Source organism: Steroidobacter sp., from assembly GCF_016790065.1.
Lineage (GTDB): Bacteria > Pseudomonadota > Gammaproteobacteria > Steroidobacterales > Steroidobacteraceae > Steroidobacter.
Genome location: NZ_JAEUPY010000075.1, coordinates 1 through 13782, shown reverse-complemented (window position 1 = coordinate 13782; position 13782 = coordinate 1). Strand labels below are relative to the sequence as shown.

The following is a 13782-nucleotide window of genomic DNA, read 5'->3' as shown; positions in this document are numbered from 1 at the left end:
GCTGGCCCCTACTGGACGCGTTAAGATTGCCGCTTCGCTGCTGCTGGCGGCCGTCACGAGACAGGAAGGGTCATGCCATCGAATTCCCTGCGATCACTCGCGCCGCGAGTGGCCGTCATGTTGGTCGCGTTGGTTGCGACGGCGGCCGTGCCGGTGCAAGCAAAAACTATCAAGCCACCTTTGCACGGTCAGCATTGGGTTGCCGTCACCGGTAAGCCGTTGGCAGCCACTGCCGGCGCGCGAATCTTCATTCAAGGTGGCAACGCGGTGGACGCAGCGTGCGCAATGATCGCTGCGACTTCCACGATGTGGGATGTGTTGAGCTGGGGCGGCGAAACGCAGGCGCTGATCTACAACCCGCGCACTCGCAAAGTCATCGGCGTGAACGCGCTCGGTGTGGCTCCGACTGGCGCGACGCCGGAGTTCTATAAGTCCAAGGGTTACGACTACCCGCCGGAGTTCGGACCGCTCGCTGCAGTTACGCCGGGCACACCGGGCGGCATCATGGTGATGCTCGCGGAGTACGGAAAGCTCAGCCTCGCTGAAGTGCTCGCGCCCGCCATCGAAATGGCCGACGGCTATCCCATCGAAGCGCAGACCGCCGACCTGATCGACAAGTGGCAGGGCGAGTTGCGCAAGTGGCCCGAGTCGCGGCGGACGTTCTTGGTCCACGAAGGCAAGGACGGCAAGCCGCTGCCAGGCTTTTCGCGCGTCGGCCCGGAAGCGGGCGAAATCTTCCGTCAGCCTGAGCTGGCTGTGACTCTGCGCAAGCTGGTCGACGCAGAGACCAAGGCGCGCAAGGCCGGCAAGAATCGTAAGCAAGCCATCATGGCTGCCTACGATCGTTTCTATAAAGGCGACATTGCCAAAGAATTCGCGCGCGGCTCACAAGAGCTCGGTGGCCTGCACACGCCGGAAGATCTGGCCAATTGGCAGCCCTACCTTGAAGCGCCGGTCAGCACCAACTACAAAGGCATCGAGGTCTACAAGCTGACTCATTGGGTGCAGGGCCCGTCCCTGCTGCAGGCTCTGAACATTCTGGAAAACTTCGACTTGAAGTCGATGGGTTACAACAGCGCGCGTTACATCCACACGGTGTATCAATCGATGAATCTCGCGTTCGCCGACCGCGATTTCTATTACGGCGACTCGCGCTTTCCGCCGGAAGAGCCCATCAAAGGCCTGCTGTCGAAGGACTATGCACGCGAACGGGCCAAGCTCATCAAGGAAGATCGCAACGACCCCGACATGCGGCCGGGCGATCCGTATCCATTCCAAGGCGGCGCCAATCCGTTCAAGGCGCAGCTCGAGGCGTGGCGCACTGTCAAACCCGGTAAAGACAAAGCCGGTCCGAATCAGTGGAGCCCGACCGCGCTCGCGGAGTTCGATCGGACTTTCCGGGCCGGCACCACCAGTGTCGAAGCTGCGGACAAAGAAGGTTGGGTGGTGTCCGTGACACCGAGCGGTGGCTGGCTGCCGGCGACCATTGCTGGCAAGACCGGCATCGGCATGAGTCAGCGCATGCAGAGTTTCGTGCTCGATCCGGCCGACAATCCGTTCAACGTGGTGGCGCCTGGCAAGCGGCCGCGCGCGACGTTGACGCCGTCGCTGGCGTTGAAAGACGGCAAGCCCTATCTCGCCTTCGCCGTGCAAGGCGGCGACACGCAGGAACAAAACCTGTTGCAGTTCTTCCTGAACGTGGTCGAGTTCGGCATGACGCCGCAGGAAGCGGCCGAAGGGGCCAACATCACCAGCTATCAGTTGCGCGATTCGTTCGGTGCGCACGAGTCCATTCCCGGCCGGCTGACGTTGGCCAATTCGGTTCCCGAGTGGGTGCGCAACGAGCTGATCCGGAAAGGTTACAAATTGGAATTTTCGGCAAACAACTCCGGCCCCATCACTGCCATTCAGATCGATAACAAACATGGCACGTTCTGGGGAGCGGCTGCGTATCACGGTGAGGACTACGGCATCGCCTGGTAACTTTTGACGCAGCGGCTCGCTCTTGGGGCGAGTCGCTGCACCTCCTCGGGGCGCGTCTCGCGCGACCATTGACGCTGCTTACAATTTCTGTGACAAAGCCCCGCGCACAGTCACTGCGCGCAGCTGATATTCAGCAGTTCCTGGACTCATAACGAAGGCATGCAGCCCATCGCAAAGCCACTGGCCACGCACGATTCACCGACCGTCGCTTACGACACCGCAGGGAGCACCGAAACCGCACGCATGCTCCGTACGTTGCTCGGCAATCTGGACGGCATGGTGTATCGCTGCCGTGACGATGCGGAATGGACCATGGAGTTCGTCAGCGAGGGCGTGCGCCGGCTGACCGGTTACGACCCCGCCGATTTGCTGTTCAACAAGCGCGTCTCTTACGAGCAAGTCACTTATCCGGAAGATCGCGAGCGAGTGCGCTCCGAGATCTACGCTGGCCTGCGCAGCCACGGCAAGTTCGATTGCGAATATCGCATTCTGCACGCCAGCGGCGAGATTCGCTGGGTGTGGGAACGCGGCAGCGGCATCTATGACATTCACGGCAAGCTGCAAGCTATCGAAGGTTTGATTCAGGACATCACGGCGCGCAAGGAGTCGAGTCAGGCGCTGCGTGAAGCCGAGCGGCGGTATTACCAGCTGTTCGAGAACGCGCTCGAAGGCATCTTTCGCACCACCATCGATGGCCAATATCTCGACGCAAACCCGGCGCTGGCGCGCATCTATGGTTTCGACAGCCCGGCCGAGCTGATCACGCAGCTCAAGGACATTCGTAATCAGCTGTACGTCGAACCGTCGCGTCGTGAAGAGTTCATGGCGTTGGTGAAGGCGCGGGGTTCGGTCAGCGGCTTCGAGTCGCAGGTGTATCGCAAGACCGGCGAGGTGATTTGGATTTCCGAGAATGCTCGCGCCGTGCTCGATGAGCGCGGCCATGTCGCTTGTTACGAAGGCACGGTCGAAGACGTTACCGAGCGCAAGATCTATCAGGCTCGGATCGAACAGCAGGCCAACTACGACACGCTCACCGGGCTCGCCAATCGCTCATTGCTCAATGATCGGTTACAGCAGGGCATCCGTTCAGCCGCGACCTTCGGCACGCGCTTGGCGGTGGTGTTCGTGGATCTGGACCGCTTCAAATTCATCAACGATGGGCTAGGGCATCACGTCGGCGACGAGTTGCTACGTGCGATGGCCGAACGCTTGCGTTCCAGCGTGCGTGAAGGCGATACGGTGGCGCGCCTTGGCGGCGACGAGTTCGTGCTGCTCATCAACGGTCAGCGCGGAGCTGATGCAGTTGCCTTGGTGCTCGAGCGCATGCTGCATGCGATTTCGCAGTCGTGGGCCACACCACAAGGCGATTTCAACGTCACCTGCAGTATCGGCGTGGCGCTGTATCCGGATGACGGCATCAGTGCCGAAACCTTGCTCAAGCATGCCGACCAGGCCATGTATCGCGCCAAGGAAAAAGGTCGTAACAACTTCCAGTTTTTCACCGCCGAGTTGAATGCCGTCATCACCGAGCGGCTGGAGTTGGAAAACAAACTCCGCCGCGCGTTGGAGCGACAGCAGTTCTCGTTGCACTACCAGCCGCGCGTAGACATGCGCACTCGTCGTATCACCGGCGCCGAAGCTTTGATTCGCTGGCATGTGTCGGATGAAGAAGTCACGCCGCCGTCGCGCTTCATTCCAGTGGCGGAAGAGATCGGTTTGATCGTGCCCATCGGCAAATGGGTGCTGCGTGCGGCCTGTGCGCAGAACAAAGCTTGGCAAGACGCAGGACTGCCGCCGTTCGTGATGTCGGTGAACGTATCGGCGCGACAGTTTCGCCAGGACAACTTGGTTCAGACCATTGCCGAAGTGCTGCGCGACACTGGCCTCGCGGCGCGTTATCTCGAAATCGAACTCACTGAAAGCGCGGTCATGCACGATGCCGATCAGTTCATCGCCATGCTCGGGCAGCTCAACGACCTCGGTGTACAGATTGCGCTCGATGACTTCGGCACCGGTTATTCCAGCCTGAGTTATCTGAAACGTTTCCCGGTGGACCGGCTCAAGGTGGATCGCTCGTTCGTGCAAGACATCGCCAGCGACTATGACGACGCCACCATCGTGCGAACCATCATCTCGCTGGGCCACAACCTGGGCCTGAAAGTGGTGGCCGAAGGCGTCGAGACCGAACAGCAGTTGGAATTCTTGCGCGCCAATCAGTGCGATGAGCTGCAAGGCTTCTATTTCGGCCGGCCGCTGCCCGGTGACGAATTCGCGCAAGAGTTCCTGCGCGCTCAATAACTTACGTCCGCGATTCAAGCTTGCTCTGGGCGCCCGCCCAGGCTCGCGGTCGGCCCCATGGTCGACATTGGGCAGGGCCTGTGATAGCTATACGTATGGACGTGTGAATTGCTACAGCTTCCGGATAGTTAGGCATCAAACCTGCCGGAGCCGATATTTATGGGCATACAACCTGAGTTAGCGGTCCCGACCGTACCCAACCGAGAGCGGCGAGTCGTACTCGCTGGCGCGCTCTCCAAGCTGTTCGATCTCTGGCAGCTGACCACCGGCGACCGGTTGGCACTGCTCGGGATGTCCAGCGAAAATCGCTCGGCTCTGCAGCGCTACTCGCAGGGCGAGCCGTTGGCGCCGAATCGGGATCTGATGGATCGCGCCGGCCATCTGCTCGGCATTCACAAATCGCTCAAGCTGCTCTATCCGCGCAACGACGCCATCGCGCATGGCTGGATGGCGGCGCGCAATACCAAGTTCGGCGGCTACAGTCCCGTCGACGTAGTCAAACAATACGGTCTGCCGGGGCTCGCGTTGGTACGTGGGACCTTGGACGCAATGCGCGGACAGTGAGTCTATGGAGACTTACCAAGTCACGGACGATGCTAGCGGCGATTGGCTTAGAAACATCGTCACCCTGCGTGCCAGCATCGATATTTTTCAGGAGCTGGTCGACGATCCCGCGGCCGTGCAGGTGCTGATGGAACACGAGCTGGCCACCAAGCCGACTCGCGACCCGCAGCCCATCATTTCCCGGCCTTTCGAGGACGCCAGAACTTACGATCCCATCGTGACCGCGATTCAGTGGCCGTTCGATCATCCGGCTGCGTCTAGATATTCCGCGGGTGCTTACGGCGTCTGGTACGGCGCGCGTTCGTTAGTGACAACCGTGCATGAAACGGTTCATCACTTTCGGCTCAACACCCTGGCCAGCGAAATTGCTCGCGAATCCAGCGAGCCCATCGTTCAGGAGCGGCGCGTGCATCTGGTTCATTGCGGAGCTGCGTTGGTCGATCTTCGTTCGCTATGTGCCACCGACGCGGCGTTGCTCGATCCCGCCAACTACACGCATTGCCAAGCGCTGGGCGCGGAGATTCGCGCTGCGTTTCTACCGGGCGTGCTGACGATGTCGGCGCGGCTGGAAGGAGAGGAAGTCGCTGCTGTGTTCGTCAAAGAAGCACTCAGCAATCCACGGCATGTTTGTTATCTGACCTACACGCTCGACGTTGCCACCCGGCGCGTTTCGGTGGAGCGTACGCCAGGCACGGTCGAATACATCATCGAGCCCTGAGCGCGGCGCGCCTTGCCAGCTGCGACAAGCCGGTGCTACCTTGGTACCAAGTTACCAAACTACCAAAGTAGCAAACCGTGGCCACCACCGTTACCCGCGTCCAGACCGGCGTTCGTCTCGAAGCCCGGTTGCTCAATGTGCTCAAGGCCTTAGCGGCCCTTAAGAACACTTCCTTGGGCGATTTGCTGGAAGGCATCGTGCTGCATGCCTTTGAAGGCCAGCAGGCGTTCGGCGCGCCGACCCTGGCGCAAATCGCCGAGCTGAAAAAGATCTATGGCCTGGATCTGACCGCTGCCGATAGTCATCAACTGGTCGAAACCGAACGCGCCGCCGCTGGCCGTGCCAAGGCCAAGCGCTCGGCGGCGCCCGCCAAACGTCCCACCCGGAGGAGTCGCTCATGAGTGCCCAGGTCGCACCGCGCCCGATCGATCCGACCCAGCGAGCCTTCGAAGACGGATCGCTGGATCCCGCGCAATTCAGTCATCGAGTGCACTTGTCGCTGGCCTGGCAATACTTGCAGCGAGACGGGTTCCCCGAAGGCGCAGTCCAGTTTCGGAATCATCTGCAGCGCTATGTCGCCAAGGTGGGCGCGCAGGGCAAGTATCACGAGACCATCAGTTGGGCGTACCTTGTGTTGCTGAACGAAGAGCTGTGCCTGCGCTCGTCATCGAGCGAGAGCTTCGACGCCATGATTCAGCGACGGCCGGATCTGCTGGATCATCGCAACGGCGCGGTGGCGCGTCGGTATAGCGTGGCGCAGCTGGAATCTGCAGAGGCGCGCCGAGTGTTCCTGTTGCCTGCTGTCATGACTTGAGGAGAGGCTCGCTATGAGTTCCTTCGTCGGCGCCATCGATCAAGGTACCACCAGCACGCGCTTCATCGTGTTCGATCACGCCGGCAACATCGTTGCCAGCGCTCAACAAGAACATCCGCAGATTTTTCCGCAGCCTGGGTGGGTCGAACACTCGCCGCTGGATATCGCACGCAACACCGACGCGGTCATTGCACAAGCGTTGCAATCGGCGCAGCTCACCGTCAAAGACCTGGTCGCCATCGGCATCACCAATCAGCGCGAGACCACGATGATCTGGGATCGCCGCAGCGGCGAACCGTTACACAACGCGTTGGTGTGGCAGGACACGCGTGTCGATCCGCTGGTCGCGTATTTTTCCGGGCAGGGTGGCAAGGATCGGTTTCGTGCCATCACCGGTTTGCCGCTGGCCAGTTACTTCAGCGCGCTCAAGTTGAAGTGGCTGCTGGACAATGTGCCCAATGCTCGCGCCTTGGCCGACGCCGGCCATCTGTTGTTCGGCACGATGGACACGTGGGTGCTGTGGAATCTCACCGGCGGCGTCAACGGCGGCCTGCATATCACCGACGTCACCAACGCTAGCCGCACCCAGTTGATGCGACTCGATACGCTGCAATGGGATGACGAGCTGCTGCGCACGTTCTCGATTCCACGCAGCGTGCTACCGACCATCGCGTCGTCGAGCGAAGTGTATGGCGAAGTCGCCAGCGGGCCGCTCAAAGGCCTGCCCATCGCCGGCATTCTGGGCGATCAACAGGCCGCGCTGGTCGGCCAGACCTGCTTCGAGCCGGGTGAAGCCAAGAACACTTATGGCACCGGCTGCTTCCTGCTGATGAACACAGGTACTAAGCCAGTTTCATCCGCGGCCGGACTGGTCACCACAGTCGCTTATCAGCTTGGCAGGAATCCGGCGAATTTTGCGTTAGAAGGATCGATAGCCATCTCCGGTGCGCTGGTGCAGTGGCTGCGCGACAACTTAGGCGTCATTCGCAACAGCAGCGAGATCGAAGCGCTCGCTGCCAGCGTCAAGGACAACGGCGACGTGTACATCGTGCCGGCGTTCTCCGGGTTGTACGCGCCGTACTGGAAGGATCACGCCCGGGGCGTGATTACCGGGCTGACGCGCTACGCGAATCGTGCGCACATCGCTCGTGCTGCGTTGGAGGCGACGGCTTATCAAACCCGCGACGTGGTCGCGGCGATGGAGCAGGACTCACGCATCCAGTTGCAGGAACTGCGAGTGGACGGCGGCATGGTGGTGAACGAGTTGTTGATGCAATTTCAGTCAGACATTCTGGATGCCAGCGTGGTGCGACCGAAAGTGACCGAGACGACTGCCTTGGGTGCGGCTTACGCCGCCGGCCTGGCAACGGGCTATTGGCGCAGCATCGACGATCTGCGTCGTAACTGGGGCGTGTCACACACCTGGCGGCCGAGCATGAGCAAGGAAGAGCGTGGCCGCTTGTATTCGTCCTGGCAGAAGGCAGTGACGCGCTCGTTCAACTGGGTGGAATGACATGGCGGCTGCTGAGCTTCCCCTGTGGACGGCGGAGGAACGCGAAAGTTTCTTCGCCGCGATTGCTCGTCACCGGCGCGCCGCGTGGCAGGTGAGTGCGGCGGCGGGGCTTTGTATCGCGATTCTGGCCTTCGTCGTCGCGACGCTGACTGCACCGCTGTTCTATGGCGCGCTCGGGTTGCTGCTGGACCTGATCAATCTATTCATCCCCATGCCCGACTTGCTCGGCGCAGTCGGACAAATCCTCGCGAACGTCATCGACAACATCGAAACGGCAAGCATCGGTAGCTGGTTGTACCTCGCTGTGGTCATGTCGCTGCCGGGCATGGTCGCGATGCTGCTCGTGCTACGCACACTTCGACGCATCGTGCGTGAGGCCGAAGCCGGCGGCGCTCAGGAACTGGCGATGCGAGCACCGAACCCCACTGTGCTGGCTGAGCAGCGGCTTGCGAACGTGGTCGCGGAGATGGCCATCGCCGCCAATATCAAACAACCGAAGATCGCCATCGTCGACAGCGACGCAGCGAATGCCGGCGTGTATGGGCCGGACGAGGAAACAGCGACCGTGCTCGTGTCCTCTGGATTGTTGGGCAAGCTCAACCGCGCGCAGATTCAGGCGGTCGCCGGACATCTCATCGGACTCATCGCCAACGGCGACGTGCTACAGGGAATGCGCGTCGCGCAGTCGTTGAGTTTGTTTGGCTTCGTCGCGCGACTGAGCGACGGCATCATGGATCCGCCGGCATGGGCGCGTCTTTGGCAAACGATGCGGGAGGCCTTGAAGTCGGGTGCATCGAGTGCCGACGCTCGGTTGATTCTGGAACTCACCAATCCCTTCGGTACGGAACCGGCCCGCGCCAATAGCAACACACCGAACAAACTCACCTGGCGCGAATGGATTCGTATGCCGCTGTTTGGACCAGTGGTGTTTAGCGGTTTCTTCGGCGGCTTTGTCAGTACGATTTTGTTGGAGCCGCTGCTCGCCGTGGTCTGGCGTCGTCGCAAGTATCTCGCCGATGCCATCGCGGTTCAGCTTACTCGCGATCCGCAAGCTTTATCCGATGCGCTGGGTTCGCTCGGAGTCGGTAGTGGCTTTCCTGCGTTTGCCGCTCACATGCTCGTCATCGGTGGGGGCTCACGTCGCGGCGGACTGTTCAGCAGCTCGGCCGTTCCTATGTATCCCGCGGTGGACAAGCGTTTGAAGGCTCTCGCGCGTATGGGTGCCACCGTCGTCCTTGCTGAACCTCGTAGCATGCCGTTCTGGACGAAGCTGGTGGTTGGCGGCGCCGCTGCCATTGTCATTCCCTTGCTCTGCCTGGTCATCTACCTGCTGGTGATGGTTTCCTTCGCGTTGTCGGGCCTATTCACCATCATGCCGGTAGTGATCCTCCACGCGCTGCTGCGCTGAATTCAGGCTCCCGGATCTTTCGGTGAGCCGGCGACGCCTTCGTTGCGCAGCCATTGAGTGAGTAGCTTGCAACGTTCTTCAGAGACGCCGAGGCTGCGCAGCGCGTAGTCGGTCATTTCCAGCGCGAGCTCGAGCTCGCCCATGACGGCGCGATCCACGCCCTGACGGATCAGATATTTCAATTCGCTGGAGCTGTGAGTGCGCACCACCACGGCAATCTTCGGGTTCTTGGCGCGGGCCATTTCCAGAATGCGTCGAGCATGGAAACCATCGGGAGATGCGATGACCAACAAGCGAGCATGCTGGAGCTGTGCGAGTTCCATGACGCCGTGAGCAGTAGCGTCGCCATACACCGCGGTGATTTTGTCTTCGCGCAATTGATCGACGACGCGGCGGCTCATCTCGATCACCACGAATTCGAGCCCCTGCGCGTGCAAGCCATGACCAACGACGCTACCGACGCGGCCGTAACCGACGATCACTGCGTGATTGCGCAAGTTGGAGATTTTGCTGTCCGGCGGCAACGTGGTGAGCTTACCGCCCTTACGCGTGAATGCTGCGAGCAACTTCGGGCGCTCATTGACCCAACGTGCGATGGGTTCGATGGTCGCGAACGCGAAGGGATTCAACGTAATCGATAACAACGCGCCGGCCAGGATCAAGTCCCGTCCTTCCGACGGCAACAAGCCGAGCGCCACGCCCAGCCCCGCCAGAATGAACGAGAACTCACCGATCTGTGCCAGGCTCGCCGAAATCGTCAAAGCCGTGCGCACCGCGTAGCCGAACGCCAGCACGATGGCGAAGGCCGCCACTGATTTGCCGACCAGAATTACGAACAGCACGCCGAGCAATTCGAGTGGCTGTCGCAAGATCACCGCGGGATCGAACAGCATGCCCACGGACACGAAAAACATCACCGCGAACGCATCTTGCAACGGCAACGAATTCTCCGCGGCCTGATGACTGAGATCCGACTCGGCCAACATCACGCCGGCGAAGAAGGCACCGAGCGCGAAGGACACATCGAACAACACCGCCGAGCCGTACGCGATGCCCAACGCAATCGCCAACACTGCCAACGTGAACAATTCACGCGAACCGGTGCGTGCAATCTGACCTAGCAACCAAGGCACGATGCGTCGGCCGCCCACCATCATCAAAGCCACGAACATCGCGACTTTCACCGTGGTCACGCCGAGGCTGGCGAGCAAGCTGCTTTCGCCATCCGCTTGACCGGTATGCGCCAGTGCCGGCAGGAACACCAACGCCAACACCATGGCCAGATCTTCGACGATCAACCAGCCGACCGCGATGCGGCCTTGCTCGGTATCCAATTCATTGCGTTGTTCGAGCGCGCGTAACAACACCACCGTGCTCGCCACCGACAAGGCCAAGCCGAACACGACGCCCGCCGCTGTAGTCCATCCCCATATGCGCGCCAGACCCAGGCCGATCACAGTGGCCACGCCGATTTGCACGACCGCGCCGGGCAGCGCGATCCGCCGCACCTTGAGCAGTGTTTCAATGGAGAAGTGCAGGCCGACGCCGAACATCAGCAGGATGACGCCGATCTCAGCCAGTTGCCCCGCCAGCCCCGCATCCGCGACAAAGCCCGGCGTGAACGGCCCGATTGCAATGCCGGCGATCAGGTAGCCCACCAGCGGCGGCATCTTTAACTTGGCGGCCAGAAAGCCGAAGCCCATGGCCAGCACGAAGCCCATGGCGATCAGTGCAATCAGATCGGATTGATGGGGCATGCGTTAGAAGGTCACCTGTTATCGCCGAAGGGGACGCGAACGCATCAGCACCCGCGCTGGGTCGCCCATAGTACCCGCTCCGCTCGCGCGGTTGGATCAGTTCGCTCTATGGATTTGGCCCGCTACGGATCAGCGAACCAGTTCCACGGCGAGCTCCCGGCTATCGGCACGGCCGCGATCGTCCACTGTGCGCACAATATATCGGCCGGCTCGTGACGGATGCCACCCGATGGCCACGCCCGGCGTGCCGGTGCCCACATAACTTTCGTCGACGAACCAATGCAGGCGCCGCACTTCGCTGTCCGCGTTGGCTGCCAACGGAATGGTTTCAGTACCGATGCGTCCGCTACGTACTGAGTAAGTGACAGCGATGACAGGCGAGGTGATCTGCGGCGGCGTTCCGCTCGGCACATCGCGCTGACACTCAGCCGGCGGCGGCGGGCGCCGACGCGGCATGCCCGCCTTGGCGAACAATTGCAGCAGATCCGTCGGCCAGAATTCGTACACCTCACTGCGGGTGACCTTGGGATCGTACGGCGGACAGGCTTGCTCGCCCGTGCGCGTGTCTATCCAAACACGCCGATGAATCTGACTCACGCGGATCGGTGAGACGCCGGGTATGTACCAAGTGCTCACAATCTGTGGACATTCGGCATTCGGCAGATCGCCCGAAGCGCTACAAACATCGACCTTCTCGAGCCGCGGCGGTTGGCGGTAGATGGGCTCGACGAGTTTTTCCTGCGCCGCCAGCGCGTCGAGCAAACGGAAGAACAGCGGTGCCGCCGCTTGCACACCCACGAATGCCGGATTGCCTCGGCCGTCGAAATTTCCCACCCAGACGACCAGTACGTAGGGACCGAAGGTGCCCGCCGTCCAGGCATCCCGAAAGCCCCAGGAAGTTCCCGTTTTCCACGCCGCTTGAATGCCGGCGCGTCGTCTTGCAAACGATTCCTCCGGCCGCGGCGCCGAGCGGAGCATGTCCAATGTCATGTAGCTGGCTTCTTCGGACAGCATGCGGATACCGTCTTGCTTCGCTTCCTCTGTGAGATAGCGCAGCGGCGCCAGTCGCCCGCGATTCGCCAGCATCGCGTACAGCGTTGCCGTTTCTTCCATGGTCACTTCGCCGCCGCCCAGCGTGAGCGACAGGCCGTAGTGCTTTTCGCTCGCCATCTTGGCGACGCCTGCACTCCTCAAGAACTGATAGAACGACGGCGTCGACAACTGCGACGCCAACGTCAGCGCCGGCACGTTTCGCGAACGAATCAGCGCGTCCCGAGCTGTGATCGGGCCGACGAAGCGGCCGTCGAAGTTTTCTGGATTGAAGGGCCCGAAGGCGGTTGGCGTGTCCTTCAACACGGTCTGCGGGTGGATGACCCCTTGGTCGATGGCCAGTGCGTAAATGAATGGTTTCAGCGCCGAGCCTGGGGAGCGTTTGGCTTGGGTGCCGTTGACTTGGCCTTCGATACTGGCGTTGAAAAAGTCGGCTGAGCCGACCATGGCTTTGACCGAGAGGTCCCGGTAATCCACCAGCATGGCTGCGGCGTTGTGAATGCCGATGCTGCTGTGTTCGCGGACGTAGGTGGTGATTACTCGCTCGAGACTTCTTTGGGTTCTCAGGTCGAGGGTTGTATTTACTGAGTGGTTTGTCGCTGCTCGCGGTCTTTGCAGAACTGCGTTGGTGAAGTGCGGTGCTTCGAATGGGAGGTCTTTTAGCGAGGCGAACTTCAGCGGCGTCGCGACGTAGTCGCTCGCTGCCGCGGCCTCTGGGTGCTGCTCAACCCAACGAGCGAATAGGCGCATTCGCGCTTCGCGCAGGCTGGCTGGCTCGTTCGCGTCGATCTTCGTTGCTGCTGCGTGACCCGTTGGGGCGCGCCGCACTGGCGCTTGCGGTATCAACACTAGCGTTAGGGCTTCAGAGAGACCTAGCTTCGACGCTGCCTTGTCGAAATAAATCAAACTTGCTGCGCCGACGCCTTGGATGTTTCCTCCGTACGGCATCAGGTTTAGATGCGCTTCCAGCAGGTCCTTCTTCGAGTAGCAGGCTTCCAACTGCACGGCTCGTGCGATTTGTTCGAGTTTGCCGGTGATGGTTTTAGTGTTCAGCCCGTACATGAGGCGGGCCAGCTGCATTGTGATCGTTGAGCCACCTACTCGCGGGCCGCCGCTGTAGCTCGAGACCGTTGCGCGGACTAGAGACGCGACGTTGAAGCCTGGGTGTTTGTAGAAGTGCTGATCTTCATGGAGCAGCAGAGCTTCGACTAGCTCGGGTGAGATTTCTTCGAGCGGCGTCCAGAGGCGGTACTGGTGGTCGCTTGCTAACGTTAGGCGTAGCAGCCTGCCTTGCTTGTCAAAGATCGCTGTTGATGACGCGATCTTTTCCGCGAGCGGCTCGCGTGGCCACAGGCGGATTGCTACCAGCGATGTCGCTACGACGACGGCTGTTATGAGACTGGCGATGATGGCCCGCGTGTGGCGCATGTTCGCTAATGTCGTGCGGTGGTTGGCGTCGAGGCTGCGTCGGCGGCGTCGGTCGCTGGCATTGCTGCTGCGTCCGAGGCGGGCGTTGAGGCTGCGCCAGAAGCGTCGGTGGCTGGCTGCGGGAGGGTTCGGGATGTTCTCCCGGCACCGCTGCACTCGCCGCGCCCACGCGGACGCGTGGCGCTTTGCTTGTACATCCCTGTAGCGCTATGGGACCAGCATCCCTGCTGGATCCAATTGCCGGGAGAA

10 protein-coding genes are annotated in these 13782 nt (G+C 61.1%); 8 read left to right on the top strand and 2 right to left on the bottom strand.

Features of this window, described 5'->3' with window-relative positions; translation table 11 throughout:
• Window positions 1–117 precede the first annotated feature (117 nt).
• The 8 genes from JNL55_RS03005 to JNL55_RS02970 all read left to right on the top strand — a co-directional run bounded on the left by JNL55_RS03005 (window position 118) and on the right by JNL55_RS02970 (window position 9298).
• Window positions 118–1983, top strand: a complete 1866-nt coding sequence (locus JNL55_RS03005; protein WP_415922992.1) for a gamma-glutamyltransferase family protein — start codon at window positions 118–120, stop codon at window positions 1981–1983.
• A 159-nt stretch (window positions 1984–2142) separates the two neighbouring features.
• Window positions 2143–4281 carry a GGDEF and EAL domain-containing protein gene (locus JNL55_RS03000; RefSeq protein WP_293849070.1) on the top strand — a complete coding sequence of 713 codons (2139 nt, stop codon included), beginning with the start codon at window positions 2143–2145 and terminating at the stop codon, window positions 4279–4281.
• Window positions 4282–4440: 159 nt separating this feature from the next.
• Window positions 4441–4845 carry an antitoxin Xre/MbcA/ParS toxin-binding domain-containing protein gene (locus JNL55_RS02995; protein ID WP_293849067.1) on the top strand — a complete coding sequence of 135 codons (405 nt, stop codon included), beginning with the start codon at window positions 4441–4443 and terminating at the stop codon, window positions 4843–4845.
• A 4-nt stretch (window positions 4846–4849) separates the two neighbouring features.
• Window positions 4850–5563, top strand: coding sequence for an RES family NAD+ phosphorylase (locus JNL55_RS02990; RefSeq protein ID WP_293849064.1), 714 nt, complete (start codon window positions 4850–4852; stop codon window positions 5561–5563).
• A gap of 77 nt (window positions 5564–5640) precedes the next feature.
• Window positions 5641–5964, top strand: coding sequence for a hypothetical protein (locus JNL55_RS02985; RefSeq protein WP_293849062.1), 324 nt, complete (start codon window positions 5641–5643; stop codon window positions 5962–5964).
• A complete protein-coding gene (locus JNL55_RS02980; RefSeq protein WP_293849059.1) occupies window positions 5961–6377 on the top strand; it encodes a hypothetical protein in 417 nt (138 codons plus the stop codon). Before JNL55_RS02985 ends, JNL55_RS02980 begins: the two co-directional genes overlap by 4 nt.
• A 13-nt stretch (window positions 6378–6390) precedes the next feature.
• The gene (glpK, locus tag JNL55_RS02975; RefSeq protein ID WP_293849057.1) at window positions 6391–7890 is read left to right on the top strand and encodes a glycerol kinase GlpK; all 1500 of its coding nucleotides are present in this window, start codon (window positions 6391–6393) and stop codon (window positions 7888–7890) included.
• A gap of 1 nt (window position 7891) precedes the next feature.
• On the top strand, window positions 7892–9298 hold the full coding sequence (locus tag JNL55_RS02970) for a M48 family metalloprotease (protein WP_293849055.1): 1407 nt from the start codon (window positions 7892–7894) through the stop codon (window positions 9296–9298).
• 2 nt (window positions 9299–9300) lie between these two features.
• On the opposite strand, the gene ybaL is transcribed toward JNL55_RS02970, so the two are convergent.
• Together ybaL and pbpC are read right to left on the bottom strand one after the other, a co-directional pair.
• Window positions 9301–11055 (bottom strand): YbaL family putative K(+) efflux transporter, encoded by a 1755-nt coding sequence (ybaL, locus tag JNL55_RS02965; protein ID WP_293849052.1) that lies wholly within the window; start codon window positions 11053–11055, stop codon window positions 9301–9303.
• Between the two features lie 129 nt (window positions 11056–11184).
• A complete protein-coding gene (gene pbpC / locus JNL55_RS02960; RefSeq protein ID WP_293849050.1) occupies window positions 11185–13533 on the bottom strand; it encodes a penicillin-binding protein 1C in 2349 nt (782 codons plus the stop codon).
• Between the last annotated feature and the right edge of the window lie 249 nt (window positions 13534–13782).

Excerpts from the sequence above, each read along its gene's own strand:
- JNL55_RS02980 (WP_293849059.1), top strand. The coding sequence starts at position 5,961 with ATGAGTGCCCAGGTCGCACCGCGCCCGATCGATCCGACCCAGCGAGCC.
- JNL55_RS02990 (WP_293849064.1), top strand. The coding sequence starts at position 4,850 with ATGGAGACTTACCAAGTCACGGACGATGCTAGCGGCGATTGGCTTAGA.
- glpK (WP_293849057.1), top strand. The coding sequence starts at position 6,391 with ATGAGTTCCTTCGTCGGCGCCATCGATCAAGGTACCACCAGCACGCGC.
- pbpC (WP_293849050.1), bottom strand. The coding sequence starts at position 13,533 with ATGCGCCACACGCGGGCCATCATCGCCAGTCTCATAACAGCCGTCGTC.
- JNL55_RS02970 (WP_293849055.1), top strand. The coding sequence starts at position 7,892 with ATGGCGGCTGCTGAGCTTCCCCTGTGGACGGCGGAGGAACGCGAAAGT.
- ybaL (WP_293849052.1), bottom strand. The coding sequence starts at position 11,055 with ATGCCCCATCAATCCGATCTGATTGCACTGATCGCCATGGGCTTCGTG.
- JNL55_RS03005 (WP_415922992.1), top strand. The coding sequence starts at position 118 with ATGTTGGTCGCGTTGGTTGCGACGGCGGCCGTGCCGGTGCAAGCAAAA.
- JNL55_RS03000 (WP_293849070.1), top strand. The coding sequence starts at position 2,143 with ATGCAGCCCATCGCAAAGCCACTGGCCACGCACGATTCACCGACCGTC.
- JNL55_RS02995 (WP_293849067.1), top strand. The coding sequence starts at position 4,441 with ATGGGCATACAACCTGAGTTAGCGGTCCCGACCGTACCCAACCGAGAG.